Origin of the sequence: Janthinobacterium sp. UMAB-56 (genome assembly GCF_900095265.1) — a bacterium.
In the GTDB taxonomy this organism is placed as follows: domain Bacteria; phylum Pseudomonadota; class Gammaproteobacteria; order Burkholderiales; family Burkholderiaceae_D; genus Janthinobacterium.
On record NZ_LT607654.1, the window covers coordinates 193,557 to 207,922 of the forward strand.

19 protein-coding genes are annotated in these 14,366 nt (G+C 64.1%); 8 read left to right on the forward strand and 11 right to left on the reverse strand.

What is annotated here, in order from left to right; genetic code table 11:
- Positions 1-92 precede the first annotated feature (92 nt).
- Positions 93-734 carry a LysE family translocator gene (locus K0F85_RS09505; protein ID WP_219115796.1) on the forward strand — a complete coding sequence of 214 codons (642 nt, stop codon included), beginning with the start codon at positions 93-95 and terminating at the stop codon, positions 732-734.
- A 13-nt stretch (positions 735-747) separates the two neighbouring features.
- Here the strand turns inward: K0F85_RS09505 and K0F85_RS09510 are convergent, their stop codons facing one another.
- The gene (locus K0F85_RS09510; protein ID WP_219115797.1) at positions 748-1,509 is read right to left on the reverse strand and encodes an alpha/beta fold hydrolase; all 762 of its coding nucleotides are present in this window, start codon (positions 1,507-1,509) and stop codon (positions 748-750) included.
- An 85-nt stretch (positions 1,510-1,594) separates the two neighbouring features.
- On the opposite strand from K0F85_RS09510, the gene K0F85_RS09515 reads away from it, so the two are divergent.
- Positions 1,595-2,356, forward strand: coding sequence for a helix-turn-helix domain-containing protein (locus tag K0F85_RS09515; protein ID WP_219115798.1), 762 nt, complete (start codon positions 1,595-1,597; stop codon positions 2,354-2,356).
- On the opposite strand, the gene K0F85_RS09520 is transcribed toward K0F85_RS09515, so the two are convergent.
- From K0F85_RS09520 to K0F85_RS09550, 8 genes are all read right to left on the reverse strand, one after another.
- The gene (locus tag K0F85_RS09520) at positions 2,353-2,994 is read right to left on the reverse strand and encodes a CatA-like O-acetyltransferase (protein ID WP_219115799.1); all 642 of its coding nucleotides are present in this window, start codon (positions 2,992-2,994) and stop codon (positions 2,353-2,355) included. The genes K0F85_RS09515 and K0F85_RS09520 overlap by 4 nt on opposite strands.
- A gap of 36 nt (positions 2,995-3,030) precedes the next feature.
- Positions 3,031-3,420 (reverse strand): DUF5071 domain-containing protein, encoded by a 390-nt coding sequence (locus tag K0F85_RS09525; protein WP_219115800.1) that lies wholly within the window; start codon positions 3,418-3,420, stop codon positions 3,031-3,033.
- Positions 3,421-3,433: 13 nt separating this feature from the next.
- Positions 3,434-4,060: an MFS transporter gene (locus K0F85_RS28655; RefSeq protein ID WP_257572652.1), complete on the reverse strand. Its 627-nt coding sequence runs from the start codon at positions 4,058-4,060 to the stop codon at positions 3,434-3,436.
- 3 nt (positions 4,061-4,063) lie between these two features.
- Positions 4,064-4,663 carry an MFS transporter gene (locus tag K0F85_RS28660; RefSeq protein ID WP_257572653.1) on the reverse strand — a complete coding sequence of 200 codons (600 nt, stop codon included), beginning with the start codon at positions 4,661-4,663 and terminating at the stop codon, positions 4,064-4,066.
- A 315-nt stretch (positions 4,664-4,978) separates the two neighbouring features.
- Positions 4,979-5,281 carry a pentapeptide MXKDX repeat protein gene (locus K0F85_RS09535; protein ID WP_219115801.1) on the reverse strand — a complete coding sequence of 101 codons (303 nt, stop codon included), beginning with the start codon at positions 5,279-5,281 and terminating at the stop codon, positions 4,979-4,981.
- An 82-nt stretch (positions 5,282-5,363) separates the two neighbouring features.
- Positions 5,364-6,095 (reverse strand): molybdopterin-dependent oxidoreductase, encoded by a 732-nt coding sequence (locus tag K0F85_RS09540; protein WP_374198669.1) that lies wholly within the window; start codon positions 6,093-6,095, stop codon positions 5,364-5,366.
- Positions 6,096-6,147: 52 nt separating this feature from the next.
- The gene (locus K0F85_RS09545; RefSeq protein ID WP_219115803.1) at positions 6,148-6,753 is read right to left on the reverse strand and encodes a cytochrome b/b6 domain-containing protein; all 606 of its coding nucleotides are present in this window, start codon (positions 6,751-6,753) and stop codon (positions 6,148-6,150) included.
- On the reverse strand, positions 6,753-7,559 hold the full coding sequence (locus K0F85_RS09550; protein ID WP_219115804.1) for a DUF1223 domain-containing protein: 807 nt from the start codon (positions 7,557-7,559) through the stop codon (positions 6,753-6,755). Before K0F85_RS09550 ends, K0F85_RS09545 begins: the two co-directional genes overlap by 1 nt.
- 130 nt (positions 7,560-7,689) lie before the next feature.
- Between K0F85_RS09550 and K0F85_RS09555 the strand changes: the two genes are divergently transcribed.
- The 6 genes from K0F85_RS09555 (at position 7,690) to K0F85_RS09580 (ending at position 13,238) form a co-directional block, all read left to right on the forward strand.
- Positions 7,690-8,283, forward strand: coding sequence for a sigma-70 family RNA polymerase sigma factor (locus K0F85_RS09555; protein ID WP_219115805.1), 594 nt, complete (start codon positions 7,690-7,692; stop codon positions 8,281-8,283).
- Positions 8,283-8,930: an NrsF family protein gene (locus K0F85_RS09560; RefSeq protein ID WP_219115806.1), complete on the forward strand. Its 648-nt coding sequence runs from the start codon at positions 8,283-8,285 to the stop codon at positions 8,928-8,930. The genes K0F85_RS09555 and K0F85_RS09560 overlap by 1 nt, the downstream gene beginning before the upstream one ends.
- Before the next feature lie 132 nt (positions 8,931-9,062).
- Positions 9,063-10,571 (forward strand): DUF4331 domain-containing protein, encoded by a 1,509-nt coding sequence (locus K0F85_RS09565; RefSeq protein ID WP_219115807.1) that lies wholly within the window; start codon positions 9,063-9,065, stop codon positions 10,569-10,571.
- Between the two features lie 18 nt (positions 10,572-10,589).
- Positions 10,590-10,838 (forward strand): hypothetical protein, encoded by a 249-nt coding sequence (locus K0F85_RS09570; protein WP_219115808.1) that lies wholly within the window; start codon positions 10,590-10,592, stop codon positions 10,836-10,838.
- Between the two features lie 73 nt (positions 10,839-10,911).
- Positions 10,912-12,123, forward strand: a complete 1,212-nt coding sequence (locus K0F85_RS09575) for a hypothetical protein (RefSeq protein WP_219115809.1) — start codon at positions 10,912-10,914, stop codon at positions 12,121-12,123.
- Entirely contained in the window at positions 12,120-13,238 is a 1,119-nt protein-coding gene (locus tag K0F85_RS09580; RefSeq protein ID WP_219115810.1) for a HupE/UreJ family protein, read from the forward strand. Before K0F85_RS09575 ends, K0F85_RS09580 begins: the two co-directional genes overlap by 4 nt.
- A gap of 52 nt (positions 13,239-13,290) precedes the next feature.
- On the opposite strand, the gene K0F85_RS29210 is transcribed toward K0F85_RS09580, so the two are convergent.
- Together K0F85_RS29210 and K0F85_RS28665 are read right to left on the reverse strand one after the other, a co-directional pair.
- Positions 13,291-13,584, reverse strand: coding sequence for an RNA 2'-phosphotransferase (locus tag K0F85_RS29210; protein ID WP_374198670.1), 294 nt, complete (start codon positions 13,582-13,584; stop codon positions 13,291-13,293).
- Positions 13,572-14,366 (reverse strand): TonB-dependent receptor domain-containing protein (locus tag K0F85_RS28665; protein ID WP_257572654.1); only part of this gene is annotated, 795 nt, incomplete at its 5' end. The genes K0F85_RS28665 and K0F85_RS29210, both read right to left, overlap by 13 nt.

Below are 14,366 nucleotides of genomic sequence, written 5' to 3' on the forward strand. Positions count from 1 at the left end.
CACGCCAGGGCCGCTGACGCGGGAGCCGAAAATTTCGTACAATATCGGTGTTTTGACTCTCAATCCGGCTTCGGCCCCACCCAGGAACATCCATGCATCTCTCGAACTGGCTGCTTTTCTGCAGCGTCGCCCTGCTCGTCACGTTTTCTCCCGGCCCGGCCGTCTTGCTGGCCATCTCGAATGCCATCGCCGTCGGCCCGCGCCGCGCGATGATCAGCAGCATGGGCAATGGTTTTGGTTTGTTCATCATTTCCGGCGTGGCCATGGCCGGCATGGGCGTCGTGCTGGCCACCTCGGCCACGGCCTTCATGCTGCTGAAACTGGCTGGCGCCCTGTATCTGGTGTACCTGGGCATCAAGCAATGGCGCAGCAAGACCAGCGTCGTGGCCGAGGCCCCCGTTGCGCCTGGCGCGGCGAATCCGAACTCGTTCTGGAAACTCTTCCGCCAGGGCTTGACGGTCGCGCTGACCAATCCCAAGGCCATCCTGTTCTTCTCGGCCCTGTTCCCGCAATTCATCACGCCAGGCGAACCGGTGGCCATCCAGTTCACCGTGCTGACGGCCTCGTTTGTCGCCTGCGCCATGCTGGCCCACTTGTTCTACGCCAACCTGGCGCGCCTGCTGAAAACCCAGCTGGCCACGCCGGGCCGCGCCAAGCTGTTCAACCGCATCACGGGCGGCGCCTTCGTCTTGCTGGGCCTGAGCCTGCTGCGCCTGCGCAGCAAGGCTGCATAATGACTGCTCATTACTACTGCAGTAGAAACGCCTCGATGCTGGCCACCAGGGCCAGCGGCGTTTCATTCATCGGATAGTGTCCCGCATTGCCCAGCACTTCCAGCCGGGCTTGCGGGTACCACGCCAGATACGTGCGACGCATCAGGGCCGCGTCGAAACGGGGATCGTGCTCTCCCACCAGTGCCAGCAAGGGCAGTGCCACGCGCGCCGCCTTGATTTCTGCACTGAAATCCGTCTCGCTCCACGCCAGGAAATAGGCGGCAAACGCCGCTGGATCCGACCTTTCCCACGAATACTGCGCCTTCCAGTCCAGCCATGCGGCGGGCAAGCGCCCGCCCGTGCTGCGATCTATGATGGCGCGCCGCGCTTGCTGCTTGCCGCTGGCGTCGAGAAATAGCGCGCGCGCCGGCGCATCAAGCGCCATGCCACAACAGGGCACGGGCGCCACGGCCACCAGTTTGCGCAGGCGCAAAGGCGCCAGCAAGGCCAGCCGTTCCAGCGCCATGCCGCCCATCGAGTGACCGACCACGCTGAAGGTCGCAAAGCCGAGCGCATCGGCCAGCGCCAGCGCGTCGCGGGCGACCTCTTCCATCGAATACGCACCCGCCGCGCCACGCATGCGGCCATAGCCGCGATTGTCCATGAAGACATAGCTGAAAGCGCCGCCAGCGAGGGCCGTTTCCATCGGCGCGAACGCCTGCGCGTCGCCAAACCAGCCATGCAGGACGATGACGGCATGGGGGCCGTGGCCCACACGATGATAGCTATTGTGCATACACACTCCTGAAAAAGAGTGGATGGTAAGGGGAGATCAAGCGGCCCGCCTTCGATGCCAGGTCAAATACTGTAGAGTACGGGCCATGCATGATTTTTATACGGAAGTACCGCGCGCCTTGATCGCCACCGCGCGCGACTATGCCCCCGGCGCCATTTTCCCCAGCCACAGCCATGCGCGCGGGCAATTCGCCTATGCGGCGCGGGGCGTCATCAGCGTGCACACGCCCCACGGCAACTGGCTGGTGCCGCCGCAGCGCGCTTGCTGGGTACCGGCCCGGCTATCCCACGGCATGCGCACGCATGGCGCCGTGACCATGCACAATGTCTTTATCGACGCGCCCGCCATCGCCGGAACCGGCTTGCCGTCCCGCTGCCAGGTGCTGGACGCTACACCGCTGCTGCGCCAGTTGCTGGCCGAGGCAGTCACCGTGGATATTATGTATGCGGAGGCGTCGCGCGCCGGGCGATTGATGGCCTTGCTGCTCGATGAGATTGCCGCAGCCAGGCCCCTGCCCCTGAGCGCGCCCCTGCCGCAGGAACCCCGGCTGGCGCGGCTGTGCATGGACATGCTGCGCCAGCCCAGCCTGGACAGCAGCCTGGACGCGGTGGCGGCGCAGTCCGGCATGAGCCGGCGCACTTTTACGCGGCAGTTCCGCGCCCAGACGGGGCTGGCCTTTGCCCAATGGCGCCAGCAAGCGTGCCTGCTGGCAGCCATCACGCGCCTGGCCGAAGGGCAAGCCGTCACCAGGATCGCGCTCGATCTCGGTTATGCCAGCCCCAGCGCCTTCACGGCCGCCTTCCGCCGCGTGCTGGGGCAGGCGCCCAGCGACTATCTGTCGAACTAGGCAATGATGGCGGCGATGCGCTGGTCCAGCGCCTGCGCCAGTTTCTGCACATGGTAGCCGTCGACAAAACCATGGTGGGCCTGCGCGGAAAACGGCAGCCGCATGCGGCCATCCTCCTGCGCGGGGCCGAACTTGCCCCAGGTAAAGGTCGGGATATCGGCGTCGCGGTGGCGGTAGATGGGGTGTTCGATGGCCGCCAGCTCCAGCCACGGCAGGCAGGTGACGAATATATTGTTGCGCTGCTCGCGCTCGGTCTCACCCTCGCCCGTATTGATCAGCGCGGAACTGGCTTCGGCGAGGCGCTTGGCTTCCATGCTGCGCGCGACGAATAGATCGAGCTGGTCCGTCATCGTGAAACGCGTGTAGTTGAGGTTATCATCGCGATTGATGACGGTGTAAGAGGCGGGAAAATCGTCGATCTTGATCACTTCGCCCTGGTAGATGCGGTACATGAAATTGTCGATCTCCCTCACCGTATTCAGGACGCAGAACAGGAAGAAGTGAAACACGGGGATTTTCCGTTCCTTGCACCAGGGCCGGAAGTCCGGCACGTCGAGCTGGAAGTTGATGTTGACGAGGGGATTGTCAAACGCCCGGAACAAGTCATAGCGGTCGCGCCGCTTTTCAAAATTTTTCATGCGGCGAGTGTAGACGATGGGGTGCTGGCGGGCAAGTCACGCCGCATCGACAGCGCTGCCCGCCAAAATTGCCCGGGCCTCCTCGGCCACGCCCTCCTCCAGCTCGGCAGCCGTTGGCGCCAGGGCGAAGCGTGTCAACTCCCCGTCCAAGGCGTCAGCCAGCCCGGGGGAATGGCGGACGATGCCCTGCAGAACAAAGTACTTCCATTGTTCGTCGTTGCTGGCCAGCACCGTTTTCACATAGGGGGCAAGGCGTGGGCCGATGCCGGCCAGATAAGGCAGGAGCACGGCGGCCACCGGCCAATTCACGTCCTGGATCCACTCCAGAATCTGCGGCATGGCCGGAGCAATTTCGTCCCATGGCAAGGCGATGAGGGCTTGCGCATTCTGCGTATCGTGTTTATCGCGCGGCAATGGCAGACTCATGCGAGGCGTCCTGTCATGTGGCGCCACCATGCGCCAGGCCCCGCTGCACCTTCCACGCCAGCGGCAAGGTCAGCAACAACAACGCCGCCAGCGCCAGCAAGGCCGTGTTTACGCTGGTATGGTCGCCCAGCGCGCCGAACAGCACGGGCGACAGGGCCCCGCCACCGATGCTGCCCGTGTAGAACAAAGCAAACGCGTGCTCGCGCTTGCCAGGTTCGGCCAGTTCCGGCACCGCGCCGTACAGCACGGACGAGGTGCCGTTCAGCGCCAGCCCCAGCAGGGGCAGCATGGCCATGACGCCGGCCAGCGGCAGCCACAGGGCCGCGACGATGAGCACGGACGTCATCGATTCCGTCAGCCACACGGTTTTCATCATGCCGATGCGCGCACCCAGATAGCCGCACAGGAGCTTGCCGAAGGCAGCGCCCACGAACAGCAGAGATAACGCCACGCCGATGCCGGCCGTGCCCGCACCCTTGCTTTTCAGCAAGAATGGCAAGAAGGTGAGAAAACCCATACGCACGGCGCTGTCCAGCGTACCCGTAGCCAGCAGCGCACGAAAGCTTGCGGCCGAACCGCTGCCCGCGATTGCTTTGACCGCTTTCTTCTGGCTGGCCTGGATGTCGCCGGGCTTGGGCAACAGTCACCACAGCAAGCCGGCTGCCGCCAGGCCCAGCAGCCCCAGCAGAGAGACGCTGGCTTGCCAGCTGCACACCAGCAACAGCAAGCCCACCAGGGCGGGAATCAGGGTCTTGCCGATATCGCCGGCAAAGTTGTAGTGCGACAACGCCTCTTTCACGCCGCCGCCCGCCTCGTGCGTATCGGTGACGATGGACGAAGCCAGCGGATGCTGGGTGCTGGCGCCCAGGCCGCCCAGCAGCAAGGCGAACAGCAGCACGGCCAGGCCGCCCGCCTGCCCCGCGATCAGGTAGGCAATGCCGGCCAGCGCCGTGCCGCCCACCAGCAGGCGTTCGCGCCCCCAGCGCCTGGCCAGGCGGCTGGCCAGCAGCTGGAATCCGGCCATCATGCCTGAGTAGGAACCGCGCAAGAGGCCCACCATGGCGTAACTGATGGCAAACTGCGCCTGCCAGATGGGCAGGAGCACATAGATAACGTCCGTCAAGCCGTCATGTACGGCATGCGCGCCGCAGGCGGCGAACAACGAGCGGCGGCGCAGGGATTTGTCGGCAGCGGCGGCGGTGAGCGTCTCGGGCGACAGTGTGGCGGTGTGCGGGTCGGTCATGGCTCTAAGGGTGGAAAGTCGCCGAGATGGCAGGCCTGCAACGGCCCACTGCCGATATTGCTAAAGTTGCATTCGGCAGGTGATACCGGTTTTCCTGCAGGTTGGCAAGTAACAGGTGTGCATAGCCGGGGGGGTAGCACGCTCAGGATGGTGCGTGGGGTGGCTATGGTGGGGAATGGCTGCATGGGTATTCAACGTTGCGCGTCATCACGTCACTCTGCGGCATATGGCATGCCGCGTCAAGACCAGCGTAGTGAACATGCATGGCAAACTGCCCCTTGCGCCGCCACGACGCGCGGCGCAAGGGCGCTTTCCTTACTTGGCCATCGCATCCTTGGCCATGCCATCCTTTTTCATCTCATCCTTCTTCATGCCGTCTTTCCCCATGGCATCCTTGGCCATGCCATCCTTGGCCATGTGGTCCTTTTTCATGTGCTTCTTGGCCATCGGCTTGTGCATGCCGTCCTTGTCCATCGCATCCTTGTGCATGGCATCCTTGTGCATGGCATCGGCCGAGGAATCCTTGGCCATCGGATCTTTCTTCATGGCGTCCTGGGCGAAAGCGGCGCCCGACATGAGGATGGCGGAAGCGATGATGGCGGTGATGGTGGTTTTCATGATTAATCCTTGTCTCTAGGTTAGATGGGCAGATGCCCGGGGGTTAAAACTATTGCTGTACTACCGGTGCTGCTAAAAGTGGTCAAGAACCGCCGAACCAGTTGTAGCCCTGATTCTCCCAATACCCTCCCGGGTAGGTATTTGTCACGAAGATGGCCTGGATGTGTTTCGGGTTCTTGTAGCCCAGCTTGGTCGGCATGCGCAGTTTCATCGGATAGCCATATTTCGGCGGCAATTCCTGGCCGTCATACGTCAAGGCCATGATGGTTTGCGGATGCAGGGCCGTGGCCATGTCGATGCTGGTGAAATAATCGTCGGCACACTTGAAGCCGATGTATTTCGCCGTCGTGTCGGCGCCGACCCGCTTCAGGAAGTGGGAAAACGGCACGCCGCCCCACTTGCCGATGGCGCTCCAGCCTTCCACGCAGATGTGGCGCGTGATCTGGGTTTCCTGCGGCAAGGCGCGCAGTTGCGGCAGGGTCCACGACTTCCTGTCAGCGATCAGGCCGCTCAGCTCAAGGCGCCAGGCGTCACCGTCGACCTCTTCCACTTCATCCTCGCCGTAATACGCATTGAAGGGAAATGGCCGGGTGATCATGGAATCGGGATAAGTCGGCGCCAGTTTGTTCGGGTCGAACAGCCAGCCCTGCACCCGGTCGTTGAAGCGCGACACCGCCGTCAAGGCCGTCTCTATGCCGGATGGGTCGCTGACGTTGCAGCCGGTCAGCAGGGACAGGCCGCCCAGGGTCAGGCTACGCTGCAAGAACAGGCGGCGCGACGGTTGCTTGATCTGGCGCAAGGCGTCGGCCAGCATGGCCTGGCCCTGCTCGTGCACAATGATGGTTTTTTTCATGATGCTTCTCTCCTTAGCGGCCGCGCAGCATGGCGAGCAAGGTGCGCGGCACCAGTGCCACCATCAGCAAGTGTACGCCGACAAAGCCCACCAGCAGCGCCATGCCGATGAAATGTACGCGGCGCGCGCTCTCGTAACCGCCCAACAACTCGCGCAGCATGGGGAACTGCACGGATTTCCACAGCACCAGGCCGGACAGCACCAGCACGATGCAGTCGAGCATGACGAACAGATAGGCGGCGCGCTGCACCATGTTGTAGTGGCGCGGGTCCGCATGGGCCAGCTTGCCCTTCAGCGCGGCGACAAAGTCGGCCAGCAGCAGGCGCGGCGACAGGGGAAAGAACTGGCGCCGCAGCCGTCCCGAAGCGATGTTAATCAGCAGATACAGCAAGCCATTGGCCACCAGCAGCCACATGGCGGCGAAATGCCATTGCAGTGCGCCGCCCAGCCAGCCACCCAGGGTCAGGGCGCGCGGCAGCTCAAAGGGAAAGAATGGCGCCGCGTTGTAGATGCGCCAGCCGCTGGTGGCCAGTACCACGACGGCCACGGCATTGAGCCAGTGCGTGAGGCGCAGCCAGGCGGGATGGATCACGGCGTTTGAAACAGGTGGCGTATGCATCACAGTACTCCTTTCACACACTGCGCCGTGCCGACGGCTTGCAGGATGGCGCTGCTGTCGGTACGCTGCACGAAAGCCACCACTTGCAGCTGCTCTGGGCGCCAACTGGCGGGCAGGTTCACTTCGCGGCGCAGCTGGGCGCGGCCTTGCGCCAGCGCAACCGGCCCCAGCCACAAGCGCACGGCGGCATCGTGATGCAGGGTGGCGCCCCGGTTTTCGCCGCGCAGTACTTTCGAGACGATGCCACTTTCGCTGATGGCCACGTAGAGCTGGCCGCCAGTCTTCGCGTCCGGCGCATTGGCGTTGGCTTCAAGCAATAATTTTCCACCGGGCCCCGGCGTCGTGGACAGGCCGATGTTGACGAGCGCGGCGGTCGTGTTGATACGGCGTATGGCAGCCGGCAATTGCGTATCCCAGCTGCGCAATTCCGTGCCGCCGACAAAGAATTGGGGCGTATAGGCCACATGGCGCGGCTGGTGGCGCAGCAGTTCGGCCTGGCGCGTATCGAATTGCGCCTGCGCCAGCGGGTCCTTCCAGCCGATCTGATCCCAGTAAGTGACGTGCAGCGCCAGCGGCACGACCAGGCTGGCCGCCCCCGCTTCCTTGCGCAAGGCGTTCAGGCGCTGGTCGGCGGGCGGGCAGCTGGAGCAGCCTTCGCTGCTGTACAGTTCTACCAGCGCCGCCGTCTGCGGACCGCTCTGCACGGTGCAGCGCTGGCCGGCGGCCAGTTGCGCGGCGGCCGGCGCCGCCACGGCCAGGAGCCAGGCAGGAAGGAAACAGGCGGCAAGACGGGACTTGATAATCATGATGACTAACCGTTATAGTAAATGAAGAAACGTGCTTGCCTGTCAATTCGCCGCACGCTGCGGATTGGTTACAGCCGCCAGCAACTATTTTTGTATTTATTTTTTTCAACGCCTGTCACCAAAGGCCTGCATGCAACGAATACCAGTAAGCGAGCAACTGCATGGCACGGAATTGCGGCTGCACGGCTTGATGCTGCGCGGGCTCGATGGCGATGCGGCGGCCTACCGCAGTTTCTTGCAGGCCACCAGCGGCCATTTGCGCGCATTCTTGCGCCGGCGCCTGCAGCGCTGGCCCGATGAAGTGGAAGACCTGGTGCAGGAATGCCTGCTGGCCATCCACAACCAGCGCCTGACGTACGACACGGGCGTGCCGCTGACGTCGTGGATCCATGCGATCGCGCGCTACAAATTGATCGACTGGCTGCGCCGGCATGCGCGGCGCGAGGCGCAGCACTTGCCGTATGACGAAGAAGATAGTGCGCAGGAACTGTTTTCCAGCGCCGATGCCGAGGCGGCCGAAGCCAGCCGGGACCTGGGGAAATTGCTGGCCAGCCTGCCAGCGCAGCAGCGCGACGCCATCGTGCATACCAAACTCGACGGCTGGTCCGTGCGCGACACGGCGGCCGCCATGCAGATTTCGGAAGCCAGCGTCAAAGTGGCCGTGCATCGCGGCTTGAAAGCACTGGCAAGCAATTTAAGGACAGGCAATGAAGGAGCTGCATAATGAAAACCGATGACTTGATCGCCATGCTGGCCAGTGGCCCGGACGTGGCCGCCACGGCGCCACCGGGCGCGCATTGGCGCGCCGCCACCACCCTCGGTGCCAGCCTGCTGGCCAGCGTGACCCTGATGGCCATGCTGCTGGGCGTGCGTCCCAACCTGGAACAGTTGGCACTGCTGCCCGATTTCTGGATCAAGGTGGGCTTTGTCGTCTGCCTCTGCCTGGCGGCCTGGCATGTCAGCCGCCGCCTGTGCCTGCCGGGCGCCGCAACCCGCGCCCTGCCCCTGCTGATCGCCATGCCGCTGCTGCTGATGTGGGCGCTGGGCGCCATCATCGTGCAGGAAGCGCCGCCCGAGCAGCGCGCCGAACTGTTCTGGGGCGCCACTTGGCGCAGCTGCCCCTTGCTGATCGCCATGCTGTCGCTGCCCATCCTGGCCGCCGTGCTGCGCCTGATGCGCCAGCTGGCGCCCACGCGCTTGCGCTTGGCCGGCGCGGCCGCCGGCTTTGCCGCCGGTGCCATGGCGGCCCTCGTGTATTGCCTGCATTGCCCCGAACTGGCGGCCAGCTTCGTCGGCTTCTGGTATGTGCTGGGCATGCTGGTGCCGACGGCCATCGGCGCGGCCCTTGGCCCCAGAGTGCTGGCCTGGTAAGGGGCCGGCAAGGCCACCTTGCACACTGTGACAAAGAGTTGAATCCGTTTTTCCCCCGCGTTCGTACAAGTCAGGCAGCCTGCAGTTTATTGAACTTGTCTGTCAACGCTAACAAAAATCGGGAGAATCGAAATGTCTTTGTCACACTCGAAAACCGCACTGGGCGCCGCACTCGTGGGCAACCTGCTCGCCGTATCCATAACGTTGGCCATCGCGCCGGCGGCCTACGCTTCCAGCCACCGCGAAGCGCCGTTCATCACGCAGAACCCGAAAGTCGACGCCACCGACTTTTATATGTTCCGCAGCTATGAAACGGGCCGCGGCGCCTACACCACCCTGGTGGCCGACTATATTCCCCTGCAAGACGCCTACGGCGGCCCGAACTACTTCGCCATGGACCCGAACGCCCTGTATGAAATTCACATCGACAACAATGGCGACGGCAAGGAAGACCTCACCTTCCAGTTCCGCTTCAGCAACACCATCAAGGATGGCCAGTTCACCGTGGGCGGCAAGAAAGTCTCGATTCCGCTGGTGATCAACGGCGGCGCCATCGATACTGTCAACCCGGCCGGACTGAACGTGCGCGAAACCTACAGCGTGACAGTGGTGCGGGGCGACCGCCGCACGGGCACGCGCAGCAGCGTGACCAACGCCACGGGCGGCGGCACGACCTTCGACAAGCCCGTCGACTACATCGGCAGCAAGGCCATCCCCAACTACGCCGCGTATGCTGCACAGCACGTCTACGCGGTGAATATCCCCGGCTGCGCCACGCCGGCGCGCATGTTCGTCGGCCAGCGCAAGGACCCCTTCGTGGTGAACCTGGGCGAAACGTTTGACTTGATCAACATCAAGGCGCCCGCCACGGAGTTTGCCGCGAATGCGGAATCGGCAGCCAAGGATGACCTGGCACGCAAAAACGTCACGGCCATCGAGATGGAAGTGCCGACCGCCTGCCTGACGGCCGGCAGCGACCCCGTGATCGGCGGCTGGACCACGGCCAGCCTGCGCCAGGGCCGTTTGCTGAACCCGGCACCGGGCGCCACCGCTGCTTCGAAGGAAGGCGGCGCGTGGGTGCAAGTGTCGCGTTTGGGCATGCCACTGGTGAATGAGCTGGTCATCGGCCTGAAGGACAAGGACCGTTTTAATGCCAGCAAGCCCTCCGGCGACGCGCAATTTGCCGACTACGTCACCAACCCGACGGCGCCGGCCCTGGTGGAAGTACTGTTCGGCTCGGCAGGCGCCAAGGCACCCACCAACTTTCCGCGCAACGACCTGGTGGCGACCTTTTTGACGGGCATCAAAGGCGTGAACCAGCCCGTCACCGTGACGGCGTCGGAAATGCTGCGCCTGAACACCTCAATCGCCGCGACCAATGTCGGTGCGCAAAACCGCCTCGGGGTCATCGGCGGCGATAACGCCGGCTTCCCGAACGGCCGCCGCCCAGGCGACGATGTGGTCGACGTGGTGCTGCGCGTCGCCATGGGCAAGCTGTGCACGCTGAGCATCGGCTGCGCCCCGGCCGATGCCCCTGCTGGCGCCTTGCATTTCACGGACGGCGCCTTCCTCGATGAAACCTTCTTCACGGCAGGTTTCCCCTACCTGAAAACACCCGTGGCCGGTTCGCCGCAGCTGTAAGCCTACCAGGAGAATACGATGAAGAAGCTCTATGTATGCAGCGCCCTGGCGCTCACGGGCCTGCTGGCCGGCTGCGGTGGCGGTGGCAGCAGCCACGGCGGCGATAGCGGCAACGGCGGCGTCAACCCGCCCCCCGTGGTCTTGCTCGATGCGTTTTATGTGGCCGTCAGCAACGTCATCCTGACCACCAGCGATGACAAGGATGGCGTGGCCATCGACGCCATCATGGCGACGTCTCCTGAGAATACGGAGCCGGTACCGCTGTAAGCCTCCACGGGCGCCGGGAAGGAGCTTTCCCCGGCGCCCTTGCTGCCCCACTCCACCGTCGATGGCATCCACGATGAAAACACCGATTTCCCTGCTGTGCGCCTGCCTGCCTTTATTCGCACTGGCCGCGCCCTACACGCCGAAAGATGGCAGCGCCGTCATCGAACAGTTGCCGCGCCGCGCCGATGCCACGCAAAGCGCACTGCGCGGCCTGCGCCAGCAATTGAATGCCACGCCTGGCGACCTGGCCCTGGCCAGCAGCCTGGCGCAACGCTATATTGCCATGGCGCGCAGCGAAACGGACCCGCGCTACCTGGGCTATGCGCAGGCAGCACTGGCACCCTGGTGGCGGCAAGCGGCGCCACCACTGCCCGTGCGCCTGCTGCGTGCCACCATTTTGCAAAGCATCCACCATTTCGGCGCCGCCCTGCAAGACCTCGATGCCGTCCTCGCGCAGCAGCCGCAAAACGGCCAGGCCTGGCTGACGCGCGCCACCGTGCTCACCGTGCAGGGCGATTACGCGCAAGCCACGGCGGCCTGCGCCCGCCTGTCAGCCTTGACGACGCAACTTGCCACCGTCACCTGCCTTGCGAACGTCGCCAGCGTCACGGGCCGCGCCGCCAGCAGCGAGCGCTTGCTGGACCTGACCTTGCAGAGAAGCGCCGGCGCGGCGCCCGAGCTGGAAAGCTGGGCCTTGACCCTGCTGGCGGAAATGGCCACGCGGCGCGGCGAAACGGCGCTGGCCGAAGCGCGCTTCCGGCAGGCGCTGGCGCAGCAGCCGCGCGACAGCTATCTGCTGGGCGCCTACGCGGATTTTCTGCTCGACCAGCAGCGCCCGCAGGATGCCGTCAAGTTATTGAAGGAGCAGCAGCGCATCGATGCCCTGCTGCTGCGTTACGCGCTGGCCCTGCAAGCCCTGCCCGGCCAGCAGACGGCTTTCCAGGCGGCGAAAGTGGAACTGGCGGCCCGCTTCAATGCCGCCATGCAGCGCCGCGACAGCGTGCACCAGCGCGAGCAGGCCCGTTTCGCCCTGTTCCTGCAGCAAGATGTCCCCGCCGCCCTGCAACTGGCGCAGAAAAACTGGGCCATCCAGAAGGAAGTGCCCGACATGCGCATCTTGCTCGAAGCGTCCCTGGCCGCGCGCAACTACGGCGCCGCGCAGCCCGTGCTGGCCTGGATCGCCGCCCACGGTGTGGAAGACGCCGCCCTGCAGCGCCTCGTCAAACTGCTGGGGCCGCAGGATGGCCAGAAACTCAGTGCCACAAAGAAAGCAGGTGTGCTGTGAAACCCTGCCTTTTCATCCTGCTGCTGTGCGCCTGGCTCACCCCGGCGCAGGCCCACAAGCCCAGCGACAGCTATCTGAGCCTGACAGTGCACGGCCAGCAGATCGAGGGGCAATGGGATATCGCCCTGCGCGACCTCGATTTTGCCATCGGCCTCGATGGCAATGGCGACGGCGCGCTTACCTGGGATGAAATCGGCGCGCGCCACGACGCCATCGCCGCCTACGCCCTGCAGCGCCTGCAAGTGGCTAGCGAGCAAGGCGTCTGCCCCTTGCAAGCCATCGAGCAGCTGATCGACAAGCACACGGACGGTGCCTACGACGTGCTGCGCTTTCGCGCCAACTGTCCCGGCGCTGCGCCGGCCAGTTTGACGATCGGCTACACCCTGTTCGCCGACCTCGACCCGCAGCACAAGGGGCTGCTCAAGCTCAACAGCGGCGGCACCACGCAAACAGCCATCTTCGACCCGGACAGCCCGCGCCAGACGCTTTCCCTTGCCGCACCCGACCGCCTGGCGCAGTTCGGCGCCTACGTGAAACACGGCATCTGGCATATCTGGATCGGCTACGACCATATTTTATTTCTGCTGTCCCTGCTGCTACCTGCCGTGCTGTTGCCTGGCTTGCGCGAGCAGCAGCAAGGCTTGAAGGCGGCCTTCTATGACGTGCTGAAAGTCGTCACGGCGTTTACCCTGGCCCATTCCATCACCCTGAGCCTGGCCAGTCTGTCGCTCGTGTCCCTGCCCTCGCGCTGGGTGGAGTCGGCCATCGCCGCTTCCGTCATTCTGGCGGCGCTGAACAATCTGCTGCCGCTGTTCCGTGGCAAACGCCCCGTGGCCGCCTTTGCCTTTGGCTTGATCCACGGATTCGGCTTCGCCAGCGTGCTGCGCGACCTGGGCTTGCCGCAAGGATCCCTGCTGGCCAGCCTGCTGGGCTTTAACGTGGGAGTGGAAATCGGCCAGCTGGCTATCGTCGCCGCCTTCCTACCCATTGCCTGGCTGCTGCGCAAGACCTGGCTGTACCGGCAAGTGCTGACCGTCGGCTCGCTGGCCATCGCGCTGGTGGCGTGCGTGTGGCTGGTCGAACGGCTAGCCGACATTAAGCTCATCAGTGCATGAGCTGATCATTCATTGGCCATACTAATAAGACCATGCCGATTCCAGCGGCTTATCAAGCAATGTGTACGGCCCAGGAGTAGCTCCCGTCTATGCCTGAAGGAGCTTTGCCATGGCCACGCCGTACTGGCCTGTTCGTCAGTGGGACCACGTCATCCAATTGTTCACGCGAAAGGCGGCGCCCATATCGGGCTGCCAGCGCCAGCAGCTGGCCGATGTCGGCACAGCCCTGGGCATCGAGTACGAAGCCAGTTCCCCCGGGATAGTGGCGCAGTATGCGGGCCAGGAATTTACTGGCATTTACTAGCTGCTCTGTCCTGCCGCTGTGTAGCGTTGTCAGAATGCATATGACAAGGTCAACCGAGCGGAACGCGGTTCCACCGGGTGAAAATGCCGGTCGTCGACCCCTGCTGCAGCTTCGCCGGGCAGGCGCGAGGCGTAGTAATAATCGATATCGCTGGCGCGCTTGTTGAACAGGTTGAACACGTCGAGCGACAGCCGCGTCTTGCGGTTGAGCTGGTATGCCAGGCGCGCATACGCCAGGGTGGTCGAGGCGGAGCGCACGCTATTGTCCTCGATCAGGGGACGGGGGCCGAAATAGCGTAGCTGTAAGGCGCCAGACCATGGCCCCCGGTCCGCCACCGTCACGCCGAACGAGGCTACCTTGTCGATGGCGCCAGGAATAAAATTGCCGGCCGGATCATCCTGCGTGTAGCGCGAGCGCGAGGCAGCCAGGTCCAGGTCGAACAGCAGCCACGGCGCGGCAATGTAATGGTTATTCCACTCGATGCCATGGCGGCGGCTGGCGCGGCTCGCTTCCGTTTCGCCCGCGTCGCCGACGAACAGCAATTCGGAGGCGAGATCGAGGCGCCACAGGGCCAGCGAGCTTTGCAGGCCCGGCAGCCATTCCGTGCGCGCACCCAGTTCCATGCCTTTGCTCGGCACCAGTGGCGTAACGGGTGTTGATGGCGTGCCATCGGACAAGCGCGTCTGCGTCGTGCCGCGCGCATCGTTGCTATGAAAACCTTTGCCGACATTCACGAAAAACTCCGTCTCGCTCCATGGGCCAAGAATCAGGGACAGCTTGGGCGACACCACATGGTCGCGCGCCGCGCCGCTGTTGCCCTCGAT

Coding starts and splice junctions, on each gene's coding strand:
- K0F85_RS09505 (WP_219115796.1), top strand. CDS start 93: ATGCATCTCTCGAACTGGCTGCTTTTCTGCAGCGTCGCCCTGCTCGTC.
- K0F85_RS09510 (WP_219115797.1), bottom strand. CDS start 1,509: ATGCACAATAGCTATCATCGTGTGGGCCACGGCCCCCATGCCGTCATC.
- K0F85_RS09515 (WP_219115798.1), top strand. CDS start 1,595: ATGCATGATTTTTATACGGAAGTACCGCGCGCCTTGATCGCCACCGCG.
- K0F85_RS09520 (WP_219115799.1), bottom strand. CDS start 2,994: ATGAAAAATTTTGAAAAGCGGCGCGACCGCTATGACTTGTTCCGGGCG.
- K0F85_RS09525 (WP_219115800.1), bottom strand. CDS start 3,420: ATGAGTCTGCCATTGCCGCGCGATAAACACGATACGCAGAATGCGCAA.
- K0F85_RS28660 (WP_257572653.1), bottom strand. CDS start 4,663: ATGACCGACCCGCACACCGCCACACTGTCGCCCGAGACGCTCACCGCC.
- K0F85_RS09535 (WP_219115801.1), bottom strand. CDS start 5,281: ATGAAAACCACCATCACCGCCATCATCGCTTCCGCCATCCTCATGTCG.
- K0F85_RS09540 (WP_374198669.1), bottom strand. CDS start 6,095: ATGCTGGCCGACGCCTTGCGCCAGATCAAGCAACCGTCGCGCCGCCTG.
- K0F85_RS09545 (WP_219115803.1), bottom strand. CDS start 6,753: ATGCATACGCCACCTGTTTCAAACGCCGTGATCCATCCCGCCTGGCTG.
- K0F85_RS09550 (WP_219115804.1), bottom strand. CDS start 7,559: ATGATTATCAAGTCCCGTCTTGCCGCCTGTTTCCTTCCTGCCTGGCTC.
- K0F85_RS09555 (WP_219115805.1), top strand. CDS start 7,690: ATGCAACGAATACCAGTAAGCGAGCAACTGCATGGCACGGAATTGCGG.
- K0F85_RS09560 (WP_219115806.1), top strand. CDS start 8,283: ATGAAAACCGATGACTTGATCGCCATGCTGGCCAGTGGCCCGGACGTG.
- K0F85_RS09565 (WP_219115807.1), top strand. CDS start 9,063: ATGTCTTTGTCACACTCGAAAACCGCACTGGGCGCCGCACTCGTGGGC.
- K0F85_RS09570 (WP_219115808.1), top strand. CDS start 10,590: ATGAAGAAGCTCTATGTATGCAGCGCCCTGGCGCTCACGGGCCTGCTG.
- K0F85_RS09575 (WP_219115809.1), top strand. CDS start 10,912: ATGAAAACACCGATTTCCCTGCTGTGCGCCTGCCTGCCTTTATTCGCA.